Raw genomic sequence first — 21,539 nt, 5'->3', positions numbered from 1 at the left:
AATCCAACATATTGTAGCGGCGAGCCACGACAGACAAGTTAATCGTACCGTCGGGGCGGGCCGTTTGCGGCCAAATTCCCGTCATCGGCGGCCCAAGCTGCCTCTGATCTGGACAAAACGTATATAATTAGACATATTGTATGGATCAATACCGCCCGGAGACCACCATGCCTGCCGCCAGCTACATCGACCCCCGCACCGGACAGCTCTATCCGCTGGACCAGCCGCGCTGGTGCTCGGACGAGCGCACGCCGCTGCTGGTGACGCCGGGGGCAGGGATCTCGCGCGAGGACATCGACAGCGGCACGCGGTCGCTCTGGCGCTACAGGGCAGCGCTGCCCGTCGAGATCGGAAAGCCTGTCACGCTCGGCGAAGGCTGCACGCCGCTGGTTCAGCAGGATTGGGGCGATCTGCGCCCGTTCTTCAAGCTCGAATGGTTCAACCCGACCGGCAGCTTCAAGGACCGCGGCTCGGCGGTGATGCTGTCCTTCCTGCGGCAGATCGGCGTCGACGCGATCCTGGAGGACTCCTCCGGCAATGGCGGCTCGTCGATGGCCGGGCTCGGTGCCGCCGGCGGCATGCGCGTGAAGATTCTGGCGCCGGCCTCGACATCGCCGGCGAAGATCGCGCAGGTGCGCGCCTATGGCGCTGCGGTGCAACTCGTCGAGGGGCCCCGTGAAGAGTCGGAAGCCGAGGCCATCCGCCAGTCGAGCCAGACGTTTTATGCCAGCCACAACTGGCAGCCGTTCTTTCTCGAGGGCACCAAATCGCTGGCCTATGAGATCTGGGAAGACCTCGGCTTCCGCGCGCCCGATAACGTCATCGTCCCCGTCGGCGCCGGCAGCAGCCTGCTCGGCTGCGCCTTCGGCTTCCGCGAGCTTTTGAAGGCCGGCCAGATTACAAAGCTGCCGCGCCTGTTTGCGGCGCAGCCGCTGAATTGCTCGCCGATCGATGCGAGCTTCAAGGCCGGCGTCGATACGCCCGTCGCGCGCGAGGTGAACAAGACCATTGCAGAGGGCACCGCGATCAAGAACCCGCTGCGTCTGCGCGAGATCATCGCCGCCTTGCGCGAGAGCGGCGGGGGCACCATCGCGCTCACCGAGGACGAGATCGTCGCTGCCCTGCGGCGTCTTGCACGGCAGGGTCTGTTCGCCGAGCCGACCAGCGCCAGCGCGGCCGCCGCATTGGAAAAGCTCTCTGCTGCCGGATCGATCAGGACGAACGAGACCACGGTCGCGGTGCTCACAGGCACGGGCCTCAAGGCCGCGACCACCGTTGCCGATCTCGTGCAGTAGGGCCGGGCGATGAGCCGCAGCAAATCAGCAGCCCCGAGCAAGTCCGCAGCCGAGCGAAAACTGCTGTTCGATCAGTTGCAGCAGATCGCGCTAGGATTGGGAGAGACCCTGGCCCCGTTCTGCGAGGTCGTGCTGCACGATCTCACCGACCCCAGACAGGCGATCGTCGCCATTCACAACAATCTGTCGGGACGCAAGGTCGGCCAGCCCGCAACCGAGCTTGGCCTTGCCCGCATCGCCGACCCTGATTATGCGCAGGTGATTTCGAACTACGCCAACAGCTTTGCCGACGGACGGCAGGCCAAGAGCACCTCCATTGGTATCAAGGGTGCGGATGGTTCTTACGTTGCTGCGCTCTGCCTCAACGTCGACCTGACACTGTTCCAGGGCTTGCAGAGCGCCATCGGCCAGTTCGTCAGCGTCGATGCCAACAACAACCCGGGCGAGTCCCTGAGCCCCATCGGCGCGGACGCCATCCGTGCCCATATCGACCAGTTCGCCGCGCGGCGCGCCACCACGCCCCGCGCGCTCAACACTGAAGATCGCCGCGCGCTGCTGCGCGAATTGCGCGACGCCGGCTGCATGCAGGTACGTCGATCCTCGGACATCATTGCGGCCCATCTCGGAGTGTCGCGCGCCACGGTGTATGCCGATGCAAGGTGATACCGACCTGTCGAACCTGCAAACGCCCTGCCTGCTGCTCGACGAGCAGCGGCTTCGCGCCAATGTCGCGCGGATGAAGGCGCACCTCGCCGGTCTCGGCGTGGCCTTCCGCCCGCATCTGAAGACCGCAAAATCACTGGACGTCGCGCGTATCGCGATGACCTCGGCCACGGGGCCGGCAACGGTCTCGACGCTGCGCGAGGCCGAATATTTCGCGGCCGGCGGCGTCCGCGACATGATCTACGCCGTCGGCATCGCGCCCGCGAAGCTCGCGCGCGTCTCTGCCATCCGCGCGACCGGTGCCGATCTCGCCGTGATCCTCGATAGCATCGAACAAGCCGAGGCCGTGGCCGCGCATGCCGCGAGCAGCGACGATTCGGTTCCGGCGCTGATCGAGGTCGACGCGGATGGCCATCGCTCCGGTGTCGCGCCGACCGATGCGGCAACGCTGATCGCGATCGGCAAGCGCCTGGTCTCGGGTGGCGCGACCTTGCGCGGCGTGCTGCTGCACGCCGGTGACAGCTACGCACTGGACGATCCGGCAGCCATCGCGGATGCGGCGGAAGCGGAACACATCGCTGCCGTGACTGCGGCCAACGCGTTGCGCAGCGCAGGTCTGCCCTGTCCCGTCGTCAGCGTCGGCGCGACACCGACCGCGCGCTATGTGCGCGACCTCACTGGCGTCACTGAAGTGCGCGCCGGCGTCTTCATGTTCGGCGACCTTTATCAGGCCGGCGTCAGCTCCGTGGCGATGGGCGACCTCGTGCTCTCCGTGCTTGCCACCGTGATCGGTCACCAGAAGGCGAAGGGCTGGATCATCGTCGACGCCGGCTGGATGGCGCTGTCGCGCGACCGCAGCACGGCGAAACAGGCGCTCGACCAGGGTTATGGCATGGTCTGCGATCTCGCTGGAAAACCGTACCCGGAGCTCATCGTCACCGATGCCAACCAGGAGCACGGCATCATCGGCTTGCGCAAGGGCTCGAATGCCGCGCTGCCCGACCTGCCCATCGGCTCCCGCGTCCGCATCCTCACCAACCACGCCTGCGCGACCGGCGCGCAATATGATCGCTATCAGGTGCTGGATGGTGAAGGCGGCGTCAGCGCGGTCTGGCCGCGGATCAATGGGTGGTAGGACAGGCCTGACGTTTGGAGGAGGCGCGCTTACCCTCCAGGGGAGGGTAAGAGCTCACTCCTTCAGATCATTCACCTGCTTCACCCAGGCGCGCACGTCCGCGAGCACTTGCGGCAGCACGGCCTTGACCTCCGGCACGGTCATGCCGGCCTTGATGCGGGGGTCGTAGAGCAGATTGAGGATGTACTGGTCGTAGACGTCGAAATAGCCCATCGAGACGTTGTCGTTGAACATGGTCCAGGGCACGCTCGTGGTGTCGTTGATCGGGCCGAGCGATTGCAGCAGCTCCTCATAGGCGCAGTCGAGGAAGGTGAAGTCGCCATTGTCGACGGTGAGGATGACGTCGGAGTGCTCGATTTCGAAATTGTCGTTCTTGCGGAAGCCGGACAGGCATTGCGGATCGAGCGAGGTGCGGATCTCGCGCGCCTTGTCCACGCCATAGAAGGTCGCGATGGTGCGGAAGAGATCGCGGTCGCGCACGAGCTTGACCCGCACGTTCGCAGCTTCACTGGTGGCGGTCATGACGATGTCGAGATGCTGCACGCGCTTGCCGATGTCAGCGACGACTTTTGCGAGCTGCGCCTTGCGGTCGGCGCGGTCGCTCTCGGCGTAGACGCGCACCGGCCCGTCGAACTTGCGGATGCGGTCGACGCGGCCGGCGAGGTGGTATTCGGCGCCGAACGCCGTCTTAAGGAAACCTTCGACGATCTCGCCGTCGGTAAAACTCTTCTTCTCGCTGCGCTGACGTGAGGCGATCGCGGGCAGTTCGCCCGCGGCGGCGATGGTAGCGGTGTCAGGCACGGATGTGAGTGCAGCAAACGCCAGCAGGGCGAGGCGGACGGCAGCCGAGGGCTGGTTGAATGCGCTCATCGTCGCGCAACGCTGCCGTATTCGCCGCGCGCGCACAAGACCGCAAATGCACGCGTCAGGCGGGTTCCTGCTGTGGCTCATTATCCACGCGCAGCTGCGTAGGGTGGGCAAAGCGAAGCGTGCCCACCACCTTTATCCAATCTGCAGACAGTTGGTGGGCACAGCGCAAGTGCGCCTTTGCCCACCCTACGGAAGCTCGCCCGCCCGGCTTAGTTGTTCAGCACGACCACGGTGGTGCCGACCGAGACGCGGCCGTAGAGGTCGGTGACGTCGTCGTTGGTCATGCGGAAGCAGCCCGAGGACACCGCCTGGCCGATCGTCTCCGGCTCGTTGGAGCCGTGGATGCGGTACAGCGTCGAGCCGAGATACATCGCGCGCGCGCCGAGCGGGTTCTCGATGCCGCCCTTCATGTGGCGCGGCAGGTCGGGGCGGCGGGCCAGCATCTGCGAGGGCGGCGTCCAAGCCGGCCATTCCTTCTTGGCGGTGATCCTGTGCACCCCGCCCCAGCGGAAGCCGTCGCGGCCGACGCCGATACCGTAGCGGAGCGCCTGGCCGTTCTGGAGCACCAGATAGAGCCGGCGCTCGGCCGTGTTCACCACGATCGTGCCGGGGGCATAGTTGCCGTTATACATGACGGTGGTGCGGGGGATCGGGCTGGAGCCGCCGCGAAAGAAGTTCGGGCCGCCGCCCATGATATCGCGCGAGTCGAACTCTTCGGCGAACGCGCCTGCCGCGGTGGCGGTCAGCAGTGCGATGGCGGCAATCGGCGCGGCGAAAAACCGGATCATTGGTACCCCCAGCAAAAAATCTCTTCAACAAAGGTCAGAGTCCATATTTGCGGGCTTTTCGCAAGCCACGGCCCCGTGAGGGGCGCCATGCTTAACGATTGGCGTTACCAAATCGGCAACCCCGCCAGTTTGCCGGAAAGCATGAGAGCGTTTTCAAGCGAAGTGGATACCGGTTCGCATCAAGAAAACGCGTCAAAACAAGACTCTAACGCCCCGTTCCGATTCCATCGGAACGGGGCGTTAGCCAAGCCCGCGTATTGCCGCGCGGGGCAGGGCCGCAATGGCCGCTCTTGCTTTGACGGCACGCGCGAACAATGATTGATCGCAGGGATCACTGGAAATCGCCGGTTGCGGGAGCAGACAGAATGAACGGTGCGGAAAGCCTGGTGCGGACGATGGTCAAGGGCGGGGTGGACGTCTGCTTCACCAACCCGGGCACCTCCGAGATGCATTTTGTCGCGGCGCTCGACCGCGTTCCCGGCATGCGCTGCGTGCTCGGCCTGTTCGAGGGCGTGGTGACGGGCGCCGCCGACGGCTATTTCCGCATGAAGGGCACGCCGGCCTCTACCCTGCTGCATCTCGGCCCGGGCCTCGCCAACGGCCTTGCCAATCTGCACAACGCCAAGAAGGCCAATTCCGGCATCGTCAACATCGTCGGCCAGCACGCCGTCTACCACATCGGCTACAATGCGCCGCTGACCTCCGACATCGAGGGCCTGGCCCGGCCGATGTCGTCCTGGGTCCGCACCTCCCCGGATTCCAAATCGGTCGCCGCCGACGGCGCCGCGGCCATTGCGGCTGCGAAAAGCGCCCCGCCGCAGATCGCGACCCTGATCCTGCCCGCCGACACCGCCTGGAACGAGGCCGACGGCATCGCCGAGGTGCCGGCCGAGCAGCAGCGCGCGAGCTATTCGCCGCAGGCGGTCGAGCGGGCCGCGAAGATCTTGCACGGGGACGGCGAAGGCACGCTCTTGCTGATGACCGGCAGCGCGCTGAGCGAGCAGGGCCTGGCGCTGGCCGAGCGCATCGCCGGCAAGACCGGCTGCACCGTGATGGGTCCGACCTTCCGCCCGAAGATGGCGCGCGGCCGCGGCCGCTTCTCGATCGACCGCATCCATTACGTGATCGAGAACGCGCTGCCGATGCTGGAGAAGTTCCGCCACATCGTGCTGGTCGAATCCGACGATCCCGTGGCGTTCTTCGCCTATCCGAACAAGCCGAGCATGCTCAAGCCCCAGGGCTGCGAGGTGCATCGCATGACCTCCTGGGGCGAGAATTCGGTCGCAGCGCTCGAAGCGCTGGCCGGCGCCGTCAAGGCGAGCGCCAAGGACGTCAAGCCGCAGGCGTTGGCCGAGCTGGTCAAGCCGACCGGCGCGCTGACCTTCGCCACGATCGCGCAGGCGATCGCCTGCGCCATCCCCGAGAATGCGATCATGGTCGACGAATCGCTCACCACCGGCCGCGGCTTTTTCCCGCCGACAGCGGCGGCGGCGCCGCACGACTGGCTCCAGAACATGGGCGGCTCGATCGGCTTCTCGACGCCGCTGTCGATCGGTGCCGCGATTGCCTGCCCGGACCGCAAGGTGATCACCATGGTCGGCGACGGCAGCGCGATGTACACGATCCAGTCGCTGTGGACGCAGGCGCGCGAGAACCTCAACATCGTCACCATCGTGTTCGCCAACCGTATCTACCAGATCCTGCGCGGCGAGTTCGACAATGTCGGCGCCGGCGAGCCCGGCCAGCGCGCCAACGATATGCTCCGCCTCGACCGCCCGACGCTCGATTTCGTCGCGCTGGCCAAGGGCATGGGCGTGCCCGGCCGCGCCGTCACCAATGCCGACGAGTTCAACAAGGCGCTGGCGGAGGCCGTCGCCGAGCCCGGGCCGCGGCTGATCGAAGTGCAGATGTAGGGCGCACCAACCGAGAGCGCCGAGGGCCCGGAGGCACGATGCAGGCCGAGCTGAACAAGGTGATCGCGGCGCTCCGGGACTTCTACGCGCACGAAGCATTTTTGTTCGAGAAGGACATCGGCGAGCGTGCGATCACGCATCGCTTCGCCGTTTACCTGGAGCGGCAGTTCTCGGGCTGGGCGGTCGACTGCAATTACGACCGGCTCGGCGAGCGCACGCTGCATCTGCCGCACGGCACCATCATCTCGACCGACGATCATCTCGGCAAGTCGATCTATCCCGACGTCGTGGTGCATCAGCGCGAGATCCCGAACAACCTGCTCGCTGTGGAGATCCGCAAGGCGAGCAACCACACCCCGCTCGATCACGACCAGCACAAGCTGATGGCGATGACCGATGCGCATATCTGGTTCGCCTATTGGATCGGCGTGCTGCTGGTGCTGGACAGGCGCGGGGTGACGACGTCGGAGGTCTATGTCGGCGGCCTCGTCGAGCAGCCGCTGTCGCGCTGGTTCGCGACGCGGCTTGGCGAGAGCGGTCTTGGGGCGGCGCGCTAGTGCGTGTGTTGATCTTGGCCCAACAGCGCCCGATTGTGACCCTTCTCGGACATCAGCCCTCCGGCACTCCCGCCAGCCGCATGCCTTGATAGACGCGCTCGCGTTTGGCGAGGTAAACAGGGTTATCACTGCAAGCGCCGTTCCGGAAACGGCGGATGGTGAAGTCTGGGACGAGCGCAAATAGCGCCTTTGCAGCGGCTTTCGCCTCATTCAGTGAGCCAAGTAGCGCGAGCGCGGCGGCCAGCCCAAAATGCGCGTTGACATCATTTCGGTTGGCTTCGATGCTGCGGCGGAACCACCGGACCGCTTCAGCATCCGCGTCAACCTGCATCTTGGCAAAGCCGGTTATCATGAACCAGCGATGGGCGAAGATATCGCGAGGAGAGAGGCGAAGTGCTTCGTTGATATGGGCCTCAGTCTCAGCTCCGCGACCCATATACAACTTAGCGCTGCCAGTCTGCGCGTGCGCTTCAGCCAAATTGCGATCCAGTGCCAACGCTCTCTCGAATTCCGCGATGCCCTGAACCGCGCGGTTCGTGCATATTAGTGCGCAGCCCAAAATCAAGTGCGCATAGGCATGGTTGGGCGCAAGGGACAGCGCCCTTATTGATGTCGCCTCGGCCACTGCGAAATGCTCGCTCGTGGCGTCATCCAAGTAGCTCACTCCAAGTATCAGATCGACGCCAGCCATCCACACCATCGCGTCGACATTCTTGGGGTCAAGGGTCAACGCCCGTTCAAACATCGCGCGCGCCTGTGGCACGCCTTCCGACGTCCACCCCTTGTGCAACAAAGCTTTGCCTCGGAAATACAAGTCCATCGAATTGGGATGCGGAGATCGTTCTGATCGCCGAGCCTCTTGTTCAGTGAGTTGGGCGTCCAGCGTGTTGGCGAGGCGCGATACGATCTCGTCTTGCATATCAAAAAGATCGGCGACGAGTTTGTCGAAGCGGTCGGCCCACAGATGCGCGCTGGTTTCCGCGTCCACGAGCTGGACGTTTACGCGAAGTCGATCGCCGGCTCCCTGCATGGAACCCTCTAGCACGTACCGAACATTCAGCTCGCGGCCAATCTGCTTGAGATCGATCGCTTTGCCCTTGTACGTGAATGCGGTATGTCGGCCGATGACGAACGAGCCGGAGATGCGCGACAAATCCGTGGTCAAGCTCTCGGTCACACCATCAACGAAATATTCTCGCTCGGGATCTTCGCTGAGATTGGCGAACGGCAGCACAACGATTGAAAGGCGAGGGGCTGAAGACGGCGTCTCCTCCGTCTCTCCAGGATACGTCGTCGAAGCGGCCTGCTCGATCGGGCTTCCCTGCCATTCTTCCCGCACGACGCCGACGAAGCGGAAACCTTTGCGCGGCAGTGTCTTGATGAGACGCTGTTGTTCACCGCTGTCGCCGATGGCGCTTCGTACGGCATTCAAACGGGTCGTGAGCGCGGCATCGGATACCGCGCGTCCGTTCCAGATCGCACTGATCAGCTCATCCTTGCTGACGACGCGTTCCCGGTGACCTATCAGGTACGCGAGTAGGTCAAATACTTGCGGCGCCACGAGCAACGCATCCGGTCCGCGACGAAGCTCGCGCCGGTCGGTGTCCAAGGCATGGCCCTCGAAGAGATAGCGCAAGATCCCTCCCGTCTGGCATCAGGAATGTAGCATAGGATGCAACGCGAAAAATAAGCCGCTGGTGAGGAAAATGTGAGCCCGGCGTCAAGCGCGCTCCGATCTGCCTTGGCAAGGTCGCCCGGTGGGTAGTCATCTCCCGGGAGAGAGCGATGAGCACGATTTATACTGCGGCGGGATCGGCGCAGACGCCCGTGTCGACGCGGCGATCCCCAAACTTACTCAAGAGGTATTTCGACGCTTATTGTGCTTGGTGTATTCGCCAGACCTTGCGCGCGACGTTGGACGACCTGAGCGATCTGGAGCTCCGGGACATCGGGGTTGCGAGGGGCGAGATCGAGTATCTCGTTCGAGCTGATCCTTCGATCGACCCACGCGGCTTCTAACCGGAATGCGCTCTGGTTGTACTGACGCGGCCTCGGGGCGCGGTTCACCTATCCGAGTACAGGACAAGGCCGCCCGCGTGACGCGAGCGGCCTTTCATCGTTCGTCGCAAGCTCAGTGCAGCGGATCGCCCTCTCCCAGCGCGTAGTTGACGAGGTCCTTCAGCGCGAAGCCGGGTCCGGTTACCGGCGCCCATTGCGGGTCGAGCGACAGCACGGAGGAACTGTCGCCGAACATCAAGCCGAGGAAGACTTCGGCGACGATGCGGCCACCCACGGGGCCGAGCTGCGGCGTCTTGACGGTGCCGGGTCCGCCGGTGACGGGAATTGGGACGTCGGCCTTGAAGTGCCGGGCCTCGGCCAGGATATAGGTCCAGAGCGGGCAGTTGTCGGCAAACACGCCGTTCGCGATGGTCGCGATCGGAGTCTGCGGATCGCCCTCCTCGGGCTCGTCGACGGCCTTGCCGATGATGATCTGATCGTCGTTCAGCGGGTTCAGCTGCATCGCCCTGGCGATGGCCTGGCCGGAGGGCAGGCCGAGCCGCCAGCCGCGCTCGAGATTGCGCAGCGCCAGCGAGGCCGGATTGGAGGCGACTTCCGGCGGCAGCTTGCGCAGCGGATCGACCAGCGAGGTGTCGATGCGATAGGCGAACTGAAGCCGCCGCTTGTTGTCGGGATTGCTCTCGTCGTTCTCGTCCCCAAAGGGGCGCGTGTCGATGTCGATGAAGCGGCCCCAGTCGATGGCGCGTCCCGGGCCCATGGCGCGGAAGCCGGTCAGCGCGTTCTTGTCGGGATTGTTGGGGTCGGGGAAGATCTGCAGCAGCATGTTGTCCGCGTCGTTGAGCCGGTAGCCCGGGCGAATCATGGAATGCCCGAGCCGGTAGGCGGCGACGGAGAACTCCACCGGCATGAACGGGTAATTGTGCCAGTGATAGTGGGCGAGCTTGCTGCGGTCGTAGCTGCCTGCGGTCTTCAGCGCGTTCAGAACGTCGGCGTGGACGATGCGCGGCAGGAAGTCGTTCAGCACGACATATTGATAGTGGAAGCGGACGCGCTGCTGCACCTCCTCGAACGTCAGGCTGTCGTTGTCGTCGACCATGCGGTTGTGAAAGCGCAGCATCAGGCCCTGGAACTGCGAGACGATGCTGTTCTCGTCGTTGCGGGGATCGCCGATCAGCGCGCGGCCCTTGAAGCGCGGCAGGTCGTTGGCGTCGTCGACGCCCGCACCGGTCAGCTTCTCGCCGAGCAGGAACTTGATGCCGTCATACATGTAGGGCTGGTCGTTCGGGCCGCGGCCGTAGAGATTGTCCAGATCGAACGAGGGCGTGCGGAAATCGACCAGTCCGTCCGGATCCTGCTGCTTGGTCAGCGAGCTGACCGGATCGAAGGTGATGTCGTGATCGACGAACTGGCTGAAATAGGTGTAGAGCGCGGGAATGCCGCTCTCTTCCGCGTCCGGCGAGTCTTTCGGCGCATCGAAGCTGCCGATCATCCTGTCGGCGAGCGCCGACAGGTTGGCGATATTGTCGGGTTCGGTGGCTCCGAATTGGGCCGGGGTGAGGCTGGGCTTGCGGAACATGCGGCCGAAGCGGCCTTGCGACAGCGGCGAGCGGATATTGTTCAATCCGCGCGGAAGAATTGCGTGGCGGCTGCTCATTTCAAATTCCTCCCTGAAAAGTCACACCGAAAAAGACTAAAGTTAAAGTTGTTCGCTACAGAATATGCAGGCGACGCTAGATCAGGGATTCTTGCGCCACAAGCGGTCGCTTCACACAGTTCGCGATATCGATGCTGTTCCGGGGGAGGGCGCTGCGCGCAAGCTGCGGCCGTGCTTTGCAAATTTATCCCGAAGCGATGACGGATAACATTCTCGTCATCGACGGGCGCAAGCGGCTTTGCGCGCGCGAGTTCGCCGGAGTGTCGGCGAGGCAGAAAGTCTTCACGTGAAGATTGTGGCGGCGCGCGCCTCGAGCGCACGCCGCCGCAATGTCGTCAGTAATAGCGCTGCTGCGAGTACGCGTAGCGCGGATTGATGCCGCAATAGGCCGACGTGCCGGATGCGCTGGCCTGGCACTGCTGATAGCTCGCGAACTGGCAGTTGCCGGGATAGCCCCACATGCGGCCTTGCAGGCAATACCGGTCGTTTGCGGCGTGAGCCTGGGCCGCCGGGAAAGTCGCGGCGATCAGCGCTGCAAACGATGCGAGGGTAAGGATGGTGCGACGCATTTCAAACTCCTTCGAGAACGAGTGAATGAGGAACCGCAAACTGCATCTGCGTGTTCCCGGCCTTGGCCGACACTTTGTCGTGCCCGTCTTGGTCTGCGCAGTGGGCACTGCGTTCGACATGGGTCTATGATGCGGCGTGAGCCGCGGTCAGCAATGTGATCTCGGCCACAGTTTGGCGGCCGGCTTCGCGCCTATCCTGGGCGGACCTGCATGCGTCGATCCAGGGAGGCCGCTGCTTCGTCTCGTTCGGATCAGGACATTTTGGAGGCTTTGATGCAAAGGTCATATTTGCTGGCTGCGACAGCAGCGCTGGCGCTTCTTGCGCAAACACCGCTCGCGCTGGCGCAGAACGCGCCGGCCGCAGGTGAAACCGCAGCGCCCGCGACCACCGCTGCGCCGGCGGCGACGACAGCGCCCGCGGCGACAACGACAGCGCCCGCGGCGGCAACAACAACGCCGGCCACGACCACCGACACCTCCAGCCAGCCATCCGACTCCAAGAAGAGCGCCTCGAAGAAGCCGGCGAAGAAGAAGATGACGCGGCAGCAGGAAATCGATCATTCGATCGACAGCGGCACGGTTCCGGCGCGCTATCGCAGCTCGGTGCCCAAGCAGTACCAGCAATATATTCCGTTCGATAAGCGGTGATCCATCGTACGGCGGCGCAGCGCGACTTGGCGTCGCGCCGCCGTAGCACTGGTCCCGCCGGCCGGAATCGGGCGATACATCCCTTGTGGCGGCCTGTCCGAGCGGTGCTAGAGTAGGCCGAAGCCCGGGGGGAGTAATGAGCGACGACGTCAAGGATGCTGGCCTTGTGGCCATGATCAGCAGCATCCTGGGAGGCAACAAGCGCGCGGACAGCGTCGCGCCACCGCCGCTCGCGGAGGTTCCGCCGACCGCGCCGTCGAACGGATTTGATGCGGTTGCCGCAATCGTCCCCGAAGCAAGCCCGGTTAAGCGAGAGGATGCACCCGCGCCGGCCGCGCCGCCCCCGAAAATCACGAGGACCGCGGACGGCAGGCAATTGCTGCCGGCGGAAGGGATCGCCGAGCTCGTGCTCGGCGAGCTGCGCAAGCTGGAAGACTTTCCGGCAACCGGCGCCTCTGTCACGGTCTACGGCTACCGCCACTGGAACGCCATGATCACCTTCGCGCCGTTCTCGACCAGCTTCCAGAACGCGACGCGGTTCCGCCAGGCCATGCCGGATCTCGTCTTCAAGCTCCGTCGTTTCGTCGCACTTGAGATATAAAGCGTTTTCAAGCGGAGTAGATTCCGGTTCGCGCGAAGAAAACGCGCCGGACCAAAGAAGCGAGAGACCCGTTCCATCGGAACGGGACTCTCGTCAGGCAAATCGCCCGCGGCAAACGCGCCGCAATCAGCCAGACAAGTCGACAGGATTCTTGAATTGAGCGTCGCCTTTACCAAGGAAGAAAGCGCCGAGACCGCGTCCGAGACGCTGCTCCCGGATCGCCCGATCTCGCCGCATCCCAATCTCGTGACGGAAGCCGGCTTGCAGGCGTTGCAGCAGCAGCTCGGCGAAGCGCGCGAGGCCTATGAGACTGCGCAGGCCATCGACGACGTCAACGAGAAGCGCCGGCAGTCGGCGGTGCCGTTGCGCGACGTTCGCTATCTCACCGAGAGGCTGCGCACGGCGCAAATTGTCGCGAAGCCCGAGTCATCAGATACGGTCGCCTTCGGCAGCACCGTGACCTTCAGCCGCACTGACGGCCGCGTGCAGACCTATCGCATCGTCGGCGAGGACGAAGCCGATCCCAAGGCCGGATCGATCTCGTTCGTCGCGCCGGTCGCGAGATCGCTGATGGGAAAGGCGGTCGGCGACGTCGTGGGTTCGGGCGCGCAGGAGATCGAGATCCTGTCGATCGCGTAGCGCGTGGTGGGCATATTTTCGTGGCAGGGTTATCGCGTATGACCCAAGAACTTGGGGCACTGAAGTTTCCACAACGTCATGGCCGGGCTTGTCCCGGCCATCCACGCCTCGCCGAGTGGCACAAAGAACGTGGATGCCCGGGACAAGCCCGGGCATGACGTGCTGCGTGAACTAAGCGCGCTTCAACCTGAAGCCATTCCGCTCTAGACCTGCGGCAATTCAACCCCCGTCAGCCTGCCTAACTTCTCGATGAGCTCGTCCTGAAACTCCGGATCGGCGGCCTCGCTGGCCGGCTGCTGCTGCGCGAGATGATGCCAATAGCGCCCGCTGACCAGAGCAGCGGGATCCTCGCTCACCGCCAGCCAGGCCTGGGTCCGTTGCCCGGTGTCGAGATCGACCGGCGCGGCCGCGCCGCCCATCTTGGTGCGGACCCAGCCGGGATCGACGGCGTTGCTCAGGACCTTGGGCCAGCGTCTTGCCAGCGTGAAGGCCAGTGCGACGACGTGCAGCTTGCTCTCGGCATAGGCCTTGGCCGAATCCCACGCCCGCTTTTTCCAGTCGAGATCATCGAGCGAGCCCTCGCCACCCCGGTGCAATCCGCTGCTGAGATACACCAATCGGCCGGGCCGTTCGATCAAAGCGGTCAGCATGTACGGTGCAAGCGTATTGATGGCCAGCGTTTCGGCATGGCCCCCCGGCGTCGCGCCACGGCCCGGCCGCGTGTAGACGCCGGCATTGTGGATGATCGCATCCATCCGTCCGATCGCGTTGACCTGGTCTGCGATGCTCCTCACGTCTGCGGCCCGCGCGAGATCGCCGACCACGATCCCGGCAGAGCGCGATGCGAGCTCACCGATCGCGCCGGTGCGACCCGCCGATCGCGCGTGCAGCAGCACGCGGTGACCCTGATCGGCGAGCGATTGCGCCGCCGCCCGGCCGAGGCCGTCGGTGCTGCCGGTGATGAAGATGGTCGCCATGCGCTGCTCCTCGAAAAGGTTTCTGCACGCACTCTACAACGCGCGCTCACGGCTTCCGATACTGTTCGTCGCTCACTTTCTCCATCCACTCCACGTTCTTGCCGCCCAGGGATTCCTGGATGGCGATATGGGTCATCGCCGTCGTCGGTGACGCGCCGTGCCAGTGCTTTAGTCCCGGCGGAAACCACACGACGTCGCCGGGCCGGATCTCCTCGATGGCTCCGCCCTCGCGCTGCACCCAGCCCAGTCCCGCGGTGACGATGAGCGTCTGCCCGAGCGGATGTGTGTGCCAGGCAGTGCGGGCACCCGGCTCGAAGGTGACCTGGCCCGCGCCCACCCGGGCCGGATCAGGCGCCTGGAACAGCGGATCGATCCGCACCGTTCCGGTGAACCAGTCCTGTGGGTCCTTTTGGGAAGGGCGCGATCCGTTGCGCTTGATGTCGATGTCCATATGAGCCTCCTTGTGTGCCTCCGACGCCCGCGTCTGCGTCCGGCGAAATCCGATCGTGGCGGCGGCGCTCCCGACAATGAGCACGTTCCGTCGTGTGATCACCTCACGTCTCCGCTCATCGCGGCCGCTTTTCGATGACGTCCTTGATAACAGGCGCTGCAGAGAACGCATTGGGCCAGCCGGCATAGAAGGCGAGATGACCGAGCACCTCGCCGGCTTCCTCGCGGGTCAACCCGTTGTCCATCGCGCGGTTCAGATGGTAGGTGATCTGCGCGACCTGACCGGTCGCGATGAGCGCGCTCACGGTGACGAGGCTGCGGTCGCGTGGCGCCAGCGCGGGCCTTAGCCAGAGATCGCGGAACAGCACGTCGGTGGTGTACTGCACGAGGCTTGGCGTGATCTGCCCGAACTGCTCGCCGACACGGCTCGCCCGCTGCTTCTCCGCGGCTTCGTCGAGCGGCAGTTGCGGCCCCGAGGCCGGCGGAAGCTGATCGGTTCCGATGTTGCGGCTCTTGAAGACCTCCTTCGCCGCCGGGATCGCATCCATCGCATTGGCCCAGCCGGTGTAGAACGCCAGATGCGTGATGATCTCCGAGATCTCCGCCGGCTTCACGCCGTTGTCGAGCGCAAGTGCCAGATAGTGCGGCAGCTCGACCGTCTGGTCGCGCGCGATCAACGCCGCGACCGTGACGATGCTGCGGTCTCGCGGCGAGAGTCCAGGTCGCTTCCAGAGATCGCCGATGACGAATTTTTGCGCGTAGCCTTCGAGCGCTGGCGCAACGGCGCGGATGTCTTCCGATATCGTCATGGGATTTGCTCCTTTGACGGCTGTTGGGTCCGCGGCGGCGGGGCCGCCGGCGACCAGCCAAATCGACAACAGGGTGGGTGCGAGCGTTCTCATTGTTGATGTCCTTCGACGGTGAGCGGGTGCGCGAGCAGCCACCAGGCGACCAGCGCGGCGCAGAGCACGGTGAGGGCGCTCGCGAGAAACAGGAGGTTCAGCCTCGCGCCTGTTGCGATCAATCCGAGCGCGGGGCTGGCGATCCCCTGGGCGAGGTCGAGAAAGGCGGTGTAGGCGCCCATGGCGAGGCCGCGATTCTGCGCCGGCACGCGGCGCACCGCCTCGACGCCAAAGCCGGGATAGATCAGCGAGAAGCCGAAGCCGGTCAGTGCGGCGCCGGCCAGCGCCATCTCGGGTCGGGTCGCCAGCCAGATCAGGGCCTGCCCGGCGGCTTCGATCAAGGCACAGACAAGTGCAACCCTTGCGCCGCCGACCGCATCGGCCAGATGACTGAAGAAGACGCGCGCGAGGATGAAGGCGACGGCATAGGCCGTGTAGGCAAGCCAGCCATTGGCCCATCCGCGGCTGGCAAACAGCAAAGCGACGAACGTCGTCACCGCGCCGAAGCCGACGCTGCCGAGCGCGGATCCCAAGCCCGGCACCCATACGGCGCCGAGCACTTTTGCGAACGGCACGCGCACCTGCTGCACCGGTGCCACCGTTGGAAGCTGGGCAACGAACAGCAGCGCCAGCAGCGGCGCCGCTGCCGTCGCGATCGCGATCGCCGCAAAGCCGTAGGCGGCGTAGAGCGCGGCGCCTGCGGGCGCACCGATGGCAAAGGCCGCGAACATCGCCGAGCCGACCCAGGCGATGACCTTGCCGGTGTTGCCGCTGTCGACGAGTGCCAGCCCCCAGCTGACTGCGGCGGTGATGATGAAGCTCTCGGCGCCGCCGAGCAGGCCGCGGCCGAGCAGCAGAATGGTCACCGAGGCCAGCGGAGCCTCGGTGAAGCCAAGCGAGAGCAGGTACAACAGCCCGGACGCCGCGGCCGCGACGAGGCCGGCGACGACGCCGCGCTTCGCCCCGCGTCGATCCGAGAAGTGACCGGCCCACGGCCGCGAGACCAGGGATGCCGCGAACTGGCTGCCGGCGACGAGGCCGACCACGAACGTGCCGAACCCCAATCCGTCGTGGACGTGGAGCGGCAGCACCGGCATCGCCACGCCGATGACGAGGAAGGCGAGGAAGACCACCGCCATGATCGGCAGCAACGTCGCGGTGACGCGAAGCGGAGCAGCGGGCTGCATGGTCGTGACCGGCATGCTGGTTTCGGAGCTCCTGATGGCTGCTCCGAACCTAGGGCCTTCGCCGATCCCCGGTTAGATGATAGATTTCGAATGCGCTTATTAGGAGTGCTAATCAATGCATCGGGACGACGCGAGCGACCTTCTTGCGTTCCTCGCCGTGGCGCGGGAGCGCAACTTCACGCGCGCCGCTGCGAAGCTCGGCATGACGCAGTCTGCGCTGAGCCAGATTATCCGCAATCTGGAAGAGCGGCTGGGTGTCCGGCTGCTCAATCGCACGACGCGAAGCGTCACGCCGACCCAGGCCGGCGAGCGGCTGTTCCAGAGCATCGGCCCCAAGTTCACCGAGATGGACAGCGACCTTGCTGCACTCAGCGAGTTTCGCGAAAAGCCTGCAGGAACTATCAGGCTGACGGCGACGGAATATGCCGCCAGCGAAATCCTGCTGCCGGCGCTGGGAAGGCTCCTGCCGAAATACCCCGACATCCATGTCGAGATCATCGTCGATTACGGCCTCACCAATATCGTCGCACAGCAGGTCGATGCCGGCATCCGTCCGGGCGAGCTCGTCGCCAAGGACATGATCGCCGTGCGTGTCAGCCCCGATCTCAGGATGGCGGTGGTCGGATCGCCTTCCTACTTCGCCGAGCGCAAGCGGCCGAAGACGCCGCAGGATCTGACCCAGCACAATTGCCTCAATCTGCGCCTGCCGACGCATGGCGGCAGCCTCTATGCGTGGGAGTTTGAAAAGAACGGGCGGGAGCTCAACGTGCGGGTCGAGGGCCAGCTGGTGTTCAACAGCGCAGGGCTTTTGTTGGAGGGGGCGCTGAAGGGATTGGGCCTCGCCTATCTCACCGAGGGACACGTGCAGCCTTATTTGTCCCAGGGTCGTCTCGCCCGCGTGCTCTCGGATTGGTGTCCGCCGTTCTCGGGATACCATCTCTACTATGCCAGCCGGCGCCAGCCTTCTCCGGCGTTCTCATTGCTGGTGGAGGCGCTGCGATACCGCGGCAAGTAGAACCGCGCGGCCGGCTCGTCCGCGTCTTGCGTCTCTCCGATGCTGCGTTCCACCGGTTGCTTTGAGGATTGCGCGGCAAAGCGCGCTATCGACAGGGGCGACCGCATTCGCCTAAAGCATGGGGCATGCGTTTCCGCTGTCTTGTCCTGATATCGATGGTTTCCACTATGTCCGCGCAACAAAGCCCGATGGTTGGATGAGACGGTTTCTGTCGGGAGCGTTGCCGTTCTATGCGCTGGCTGGATTGGCCATGTGCATGTACCTTGTCCTGTACAAGACTGAGCTCTTCGACTTGAACGCCGTCGTCCAGGGCGCGACCGGTTCATGGTGGTTTCCGGTCTTCATGTTCGGCTGCGTGCTGCTGGAGTCGGTCTTCCCGTATTTCGGCTATTTTCCCGGCACCGCCCTGATCCTGATGTCCGCGGCGCTCAATCCCAAGCCTGCCGATGTCTCCGTTTTCATCATGGCGTGGCTGGCCATCATCGTGGGCGCAGTCTTGAGTTACGGACAGGCGCGCTTTTTCAGACCGTTTCTGCAGCGGGTCGCCTCGAAAGCGGCCCTGAGCCGATGCGAGTCCCTGTTCGACGCCTACGGTCCCTACGCGCGCGTCGCCTTGTTCGTTCATCCCAACGCTTCTGCAATGTATTTCACCGCACTCGGCCTGCTCGGCCGCAACCTGACGCGAGAGCTCGCCTATCTCTGCGCGGGCGCAGCGGCCGCCGTGGGCATTCTGTTCGTCATCGTGACGAGGTTAGTGTCGTCCGTCGGCGCGACAGACGACGGGCAATTGCAGGTGCTGCTGGCGGCAGGCCTGGTCGCCATCGGTACGCTCGTCGGGCTGTACACGGCCTGGAGGCCGGAGCGGGTGGGTTGAGGCTTGGGGGCGTGCGTGCCAATCGGCGCGGTCTCTCCCCTCGCTCCGTCATTGCGAGCGTAGCGAAGCAATCCAGAGCCTTTCCGCAGAAGGATTCCCAGCGCCCGCATGACACGCTTTTCAACCTTCAGCCTATGCTTGCGTAATAGTCAATCTCAAGTGATATTCGTCTTCTTCTCCGACGGTGCATTGCCCGAAATTAATCTGGAGAGAAGTCATGACTGTCACGTCGAGCATTGAGGAGCTGGTCGTCCCGCTCAGGAACGCGTTGCTCTATCCGATACTGTTCTTCGTCGTCCTTTTCGTCGTGTTTCACGTCTATGTCTATGTCGCCAGGCCGGGCGCGCGGTTTTTGAAAAAGGTCGATTACGCGTGGCTTGCGCTTGCTGCTCTCTCCATCGTTAGCGCAGCTTCGGACCAGCGTCGTATGCTCGCTCAAAGTGCCGCGCTGACGGGCGCGAACTGGTTCACCTCGGAAGCAGTCGTGCCGGTGCAGAACGTGCACTTCATGAGGAAACTGATCTGCGAGACGCCCTGGAACGTCGACGACAAAGGACGTGCCGAGATTGCGTCCGAATGCAGCTGGTACTCGAATTTGGAAAAGAGCTGGTCGGAGCTCGATCAGATATTGCAAGACAAGAATCTGCCGGCGGTCGAGCGTGCGACCAAGGCTGCGCACCAAATCCAAAAAATAAACGTGACTCCCGACGTGCAGGCAAGATGGGCCTCCGACGCTGCCGACCTGACCAGTCGCGTTGCGAACGCAAAGCAATCGGCTACTCAATATCTGACGATCGTGGGATCAATCGAAAGAAGCACGGGCGAACTGATCCTGATTTATTTCCTGCCGTATCTCGTCGGTGCTGCCGTTGCCTTGCGATTTGCCAAGACGACGGGCGAATTACGCTTGAACCCCTAGAGAACCTCTCGCATGTGAAGCGCGCGCTCGCGGAGCAATCCGATCGTCAGCCCATGGCATGGCGCTAGACCTTGCCTGCGATCGTCCGACGGACGTCTTCGGATCATGCCATCATGCCCCTGTTTTGCCCGACGGGTCAATCAGAATTCGGAAAATACGTAGCTCATTGATCCGGCTGACGCCGGCTACTGTGCATGGGGTTGTTTTCGAGATTTTTGACGAGGCAGCCCAAAAGACCACCATGCGCCGATGGTCGTCCGCAACAGATAGGGGTTCAGGAGGATGGATGGTGGGCGCACAAGGGATCGAACCTTGGACCTCTCCCGTGTGAAGGGAACGCTCTCCCGCTGAGCTATGCGCCCGGGACCATCATGCAGGCGGCCGGACTTTCGGCCGGCCGGTGCATTGGAGCCCGCGATTTAGAAGTGCGGGCCGAAGGTGTCAAGTTTCGAGGTGCCTTGCGGGGCGAAAACCTTGGCCGATCGCGTAATCCGGCCGCAAGGCCCGGTTTCGGCCCGCTTACGCGCCCTGCTGGCGGGCGCGGGAGGCGTGGGCCTGCAGCGCCCGGATGCGTTCAGCGAGTGTTCCACCGCCCTCGGGCAGGCTCGGCGTGCCGTTGGTCGCGGCGTCGTTGGCCGGGCGCGGCGCCGGCTTCGGCGGCTGGCCGGCTTCGGCCGCGAGCAGGGCCTCGATCGGCGAGTTCGGGCCTTCGAGCTGCATCGCGAGCTTGGCCACCTCGGCGGCGATGTCGTTGATGCGCTCGCGCAAGAGCGCGTTCTCCATCCGCTCGGTCGCCCAGGAGCTTTCCGCCTGCTGCTGGATCGCGTTGATGTCGCGCTGGAGTTTGCCGCGCTCGTCGCGCGCGGTGCGGAGCTGCTCCTCCAGCGTGGTCTTTTCCGCGCGCAGCGATTCGAATGCGGCCGACGACTTGCCGCCGCTCAAGGCCGCGATCTCGACGCGCAGCTCCTTGACGGTGCGCTCGGAGGTCTCATTGGCCTGACGGAGCTGGTTGTTCTCGTAGTCGCGCTCGGCCAGCAGCTTGCCTTGCGTGGCAAGGCGTCCCTCGAGGTCGGCGACGCGGCCCGACAGCATCTCGGCTTCCTTGACCTGCACGAGGAGCTGGCGGTCGAGCTCGTTGACGCGCTGGCTCAGATTCTCGACCCGGCCGCGGGCATCGCCGAGCTCGCGCGAGGCGGTCTCGGACTCGTTGCGCTCCTGCGCGAGGCGCGCTTGGGTGGCGGCGAATTCCTTCTCGGCATCGCCGACGCGGTTCTTGAGCTCTTCGATCTGGGCGCGCACCGCGACCAGCTCGACCTGGCGGCTCTCCGCCATCATCGACCGGTCGGACAGCTCGGAATTGATTTTGGCGAGCTCGCCCTGCTTGTCGGTCAGCGCCTGCTCGGCGGAACGCAGGGATTCGGTCTTGGCGTTGAATTCCTCTTCGGTCGCCCGAAGCTGCTCCTTCACCGCCTTCTCGCGCGCCTCGAGCGCGAAGATCGTGGCGTTCTTTTCGCCGAGCTCGATCTTCATGCGGTTGATGGCATCGCTCTTCTTGCCGAGCTCGGCGAGCTGGCTCGTGGTCTTGTTCTTGAGCTGCTCGACGCTCATCTCGAGCCGCCGCGCCGACATGGCGAACTCGGCGCGGAGCTGGTCCTTGTCGGCCTGGATCTCGGCCATCGAGAGCGGGGTGGCCGCCTCGAGCCGGCGCGTGGTCAGGCGCACCGCGCGGTTATGCACCAGCGGCACGATGGCCAGCCCGCACAGCATCGAAAGCAGGAAACCGATCGCCAGGTACATGATCGGTTCGACCATGGGCCAGAACTCCGAGAGCTAAGGAAAAATTTACCAACGACAATGCATGGCG

General features: G+C 64.3%; 23 protein-coding genes and 1 tRNA gene. 13 read left to right on the top strand and 11 right to left on the bottom strand.

What is annotated here, in order from left to right:
- Positions 1-167 precede the first annotated feature (167 nt).
- Genes WN72_RS40560 through WN72_RS40550 form a run of 3 tightly spaced genes read left to right on the top strand, consistent with a single transcriptional unit; the run spans position 168 to position 3,093 of the window.
- A complete protein-coding gene (locus WN72_RS40560) occupies positions 168-1,295 on the top strand; it encodes a threonine synthase (protein ID WP_092220645.1) in 1,128 nt (375 codons plus the stop codon).
- A 9-nt stretch (positions 1,296-1,304) separates the two neighbouring features.
- Positions 1,305-1,958, top strand: coding sequence for a helix-turn-helix transcriptional regulator (locus tag WN72_RS40555; protein WP_092220639.1), 654 nt, complete (start codon positions 1,305-1,307; stop codon positions 1,956-1,958).
- Positions 1,948-3,093 carry an alanine racemase gene (locus tag WN72_RS40550; RefSeq protein WP_244554012.1) on the top strand — a complete coding sequence of 382 codons (1,146 nt, stop codon included), beginning with the start codon at positions 1,948-1,950 and terminating at the stop codon, positions 3,091-3,093. The genes WN72_RS40555 and WN72_RS40550 overlap by 11 nt, the downstream gene beginning before the upstream one ends.
- Positions 3,094-3,147: 54 nt before the next feature.
- Here WN72_RS40550 and WN72_RS40545 read toward each other — a convergent pair whose 3' ends face one another.
- Together WN72_RS40545 and WN72_RS40540 are read right to left on the bottom strand one after the other, a co-directional pair.
- Positions 3,148-3,963, bottom strand: a complete 816-nt coding sequence (locus WN72_RS40545; RefSeq protein WP_167381188.1) for a DUF2927 domain-containing protein — start codon at positions 3,961-3,963, stop codon at positions 3,148-3,150.
- Between the two features lie 209 nt (positions 3,964-4,172).
- A complete protein-coding gene (locus WN72_RS40540) occupies positions 4,173-4,751 on the bottom strand; it encodes a L,D-transpeptidase (RefSeq protein ID WP_027563853.1) in 579 nt (192 codons plus the stop codon).
- 365 nt (positions 4,752-5,116) lie between these two features.
- Between WN72_RS40540 and WN72_RS40535 the strand changes: the two genes are divergently transcribed.
- Positions 5,117-6,664, top strand: coding sequence for an acetolactate synthase large subunit (locus WN72_RS40535; protein WP_167381187.1), 1,548 nt, complete (start codon positions 5,117-5,119; stop codon positions 6,662-6,664).
- 38 nt (positions 6,665-6,702) lie between these two features.
- Positions 6,703-7,221: a hypothetical protein gene (locus WN72_RS40530; RefSeq protein ID WP_027563855.1), complete on the top strand. Its 519-nt coding sequence runs from the start codon at positions 6,703-6,705 to the stop codon at positions 7,219-7,221.
- Between the two features lie 52 nt (positions 7,222-7,273).
- Here WN72_RS40530 and WN72_RS40525 read toward each other — a convergent pair whose 3' ends face one another.
- Positions 7,274-8,857 (bottom strand): winged helix-turn-helix domain-containing tetratricopeptide repeat protein, encoded by a 1,584-nt coding sequence (locus tag WN72_RS40525; protein WP_092220631.1) that lies wholly within the window; start codon positions 8,855-8,857, stop codon positions 7,274-7,276.
- Between the two features lie 149 nt (positions 8,858-9,006).
- Here WN72_RS40525 and WN72_RS40520 point away from each other — a divergent pair, with 149 nt between their 5' ends.
- On the top strand, positions 9,007-9,240 hold the full coding sequence (locus WN72_RS40520) for a DUF1127 domain-containing protein (RefSeq protein WP_092220629.1): 234 nt from the start codon (positions 9,007-9,009) through the stop codon (positions 9,238-9,240).
- 112 nt (positions 9,241-9,352) lie between these two features.
- Here the strand turns inward: WN72_RS40520 and WN72_RS40515 are convergent, their stop codons facing one another.
- Positions 9,353-10,894, bottom strand: coding sequence for a peroxidase family protein (locus tag WN72_RS40515; RefSeq protein WP_092220627.1), 1,542 nt, complete (start codon positions 10,892-10,894; stop codon positions 9,353-9,355).
- 131 nt (positions 10,895-11,025) lie between these two features.
- Here WN72_RS40515 and WN72_RS40510 point away from each other — a divergent pair, with 131 nt between their 5' ends.
- Positions 11,026-11,184 carry a hypothetical protein gene (locus WN72_RS40510; protein ID WP_156950915.1) on the top strand — a complete coding sequence of 53 codons (159 nt, stop codon included), beginning with the start codon at positions 11,026-11,028 and terminating at the stop codon, positions 11,182-11,184.
- Between the two features lie 45 nt (positions 11,185-11,229).
- Here WN72_RS40510 and WN72_RS40505 read toward each other — a convergent pair whose 3' ends face one another.
- The gene (locus WN72_RS40505; protein ID WP_027563859.1) at positions 11,230-11,463 is read right to left on the bottom strand and encodes a DUF3551 domain-containing protein; all 234 of its coding nucleotides are present in this window, start codon (positions 11,461-11,463) and stop codon (positions 11,230-11,232) included.
- Between the two features lie 273 nt (positions 11,464-11,736).
- Between WN72_RS40505 and WN72_RS40500 the strand changes: the two genes are divergently transcribed.
- The 3 genes from WN72_RS40500 to greA all read left to right on the top strand — a co-directional run bounded on the left by WN72_RS40500 (position 11,737) and on the right by greA (position 13,351).
- Entirely contained in the window at positions 11,737-12,111 is a 375-nt protein-coding gene (locus WN72_RS40500) for a hypothetical protein (protein WP_027563860.1), read from the top strand.
- A 136-nt stretch (positions 12,112-12,247) separates the two neighbouring features.
- On the top strand, positions 12,248-12,712 hold the full coding sequence (locus WN72_RS40495; protein ID WP_092220625.1) for a hypothetical protein: 465 nt from the start codon (positions 12,248-12,250) through the stop codon (positions 12,710-12,712).
- A 156-nt stretch (positions 12,713-12,868) separates the two neighbouring features.
- On the top strand, positions 12,869-13,351 hold the full coding sequence (greA, locus tag WN72_RS40490) for a transcription elongation factor GreA (protein ID WP_027563862.1): 483 nt from the start codon (positions 12,869-12,871) through the stop codon (positions 13,349-13,351).
- Positions 13,352-13,554: 203 nt separating this feature from the next.
- On the opposite strand, the gene WN72_RS40485 is transcribed toward greA, so the two are convergent.
- The 4 genes from WN72_RS40485 to WN72_RS40470 form a co-directional block, all read right to left on the bottom strand.
- Positions 13,555-14,328, bottom strand: a complete 774-nt coding sequence (locus WN72_RS40485) for an SDR family NAD(P)-dependent oxidoreductase (RefSeq protein WP_092220623.1) — start codon at positions 14,326-14,328, stop codon at positions 13,555-13,557.
- 46 nt (positions 14,329-14,374) lie between these two features.
- The gene (locus WN72_RS40480; RefSeq protein ID WP_208617525.1) at positions 14,375-14,773 is read right to left on the bottom strand and encodes a (R)-mandelonitrile lyase; all 399 of its coding nucleotides are present in this window, start codon (positions 14,771-14,773) and stop codon (positions 14,375-14,377) included.
- Positions 14,774-14,894: 121 nt separating this feature from the next.
- Positions 14,895-15,680 carry a carboxymuconolactone decarboxylase family protein gene (locus WN72_RS40475; protein ID WP_092220619.1) on the bottom strand — a complete coding sequence of 262 codons (786 nt, stop codon included), beginning with the start codon at positions 15,678-15,680 and terminating at the stop codon, positions 14,895-14,897.
- On the bottom strand, positions 15,677-16,882 hold the full coding sequence (locus WN72_RS40470) for an arabinose transporter (protein ID WP_244554011.1): 1,206 nt from the start codon (positions 16,880-16,882) through the stop codon (positions 15,677-15,679). The genes WN72_RS40475 and WN72_RS40470 overlap by 4 nt, the downstream gene beginning before the upstream one ends.
- Positions 16,883-16,982: 100 nt before the next feature.
- On the opposite strand from WN72_RS40470, the gene WN72_RS40465 reads away from it, so the two are divergent.
- The 3 genes from WN72_RS40465 to WN72_RS40455 all read left to right on the top strand — a co-directional run bounded on the left by WN72_RS40465 (position 16,983) and on the right by WN72_RS40455 (position 19,675).
- Positions 16,983-17,882 (top strand): LysR family transcriptional regulator, encoded by a 900-nt coding sequence (locus tag WN72_RS40465; protein ID WP_092220617.1) that lies wholly within the window; start codon positions 16,983-16,985, stop codon positions 17,880-17,882.
- 196 nt (positions 17,883-18,078) lie between these two features.
- Positions 18,079-18,756 carry a hypothetical protein gene (locus WN72_RS40460; protein ID WP_027563867.1) on the top strand — a complete coding sequence of 226 codons (678 nt, stop codon included), beginning with the start codon at positions 18,079-18,081 and terminating at the stop codon, positions 18,754-18,756.
- A gap of 217 nt (positions 18,757-18,973) precedes the next feature.
- Positions 18,974-19,675, top strand: coding sequence for a hypothetical protein (locus WN72_RS40455; protein WP_027563868.1), 702 nt, complete (start codon positions 18,974-18,976; stop codon positions 19,673-19,675).
- A 287-nt stretch (positions 19,676-19,962) separates the two neighbouring features.
- On the opposite strand, the gene WN72_RS40450 is transcribed toward WN72_RS40455, so the two are convergent.
- A tRNA-Val gene (locus WN72_RS40450) sits at positions 19,963-20,037 on the bottom strand.
- Positions 20,038-20,194: 157 nt separating this feature from the next.
- Positions 20,195-21,487, bottom strand: a complete 1,293-nt coding sequence (locus WN72_RS40445) for a coiled-coil domain-containing protein (RefSeq protein WP_027563869.1) — start codon at positions 21,485-21,487, stop codon at positions 20,195-20,197.
- Positions 21,488-21,539: the final 52 nt, after the last annotated feature.

Source organism: Bradyrhizobium arachidis (assembly GCF_015291705.1).
GTDB lineage: Bacteria > Pseudomonadota > Alphaproteobacteria > Rhizobiales > Xanthobacteraceae > Bradyrhizobium > Bradyrhizobium arachidis.
The sequence above is the reverse complement of the archived record's forward strand: the minus strand, read 5'-3'. Positions and strand labels throughout refer to the sequence as shown.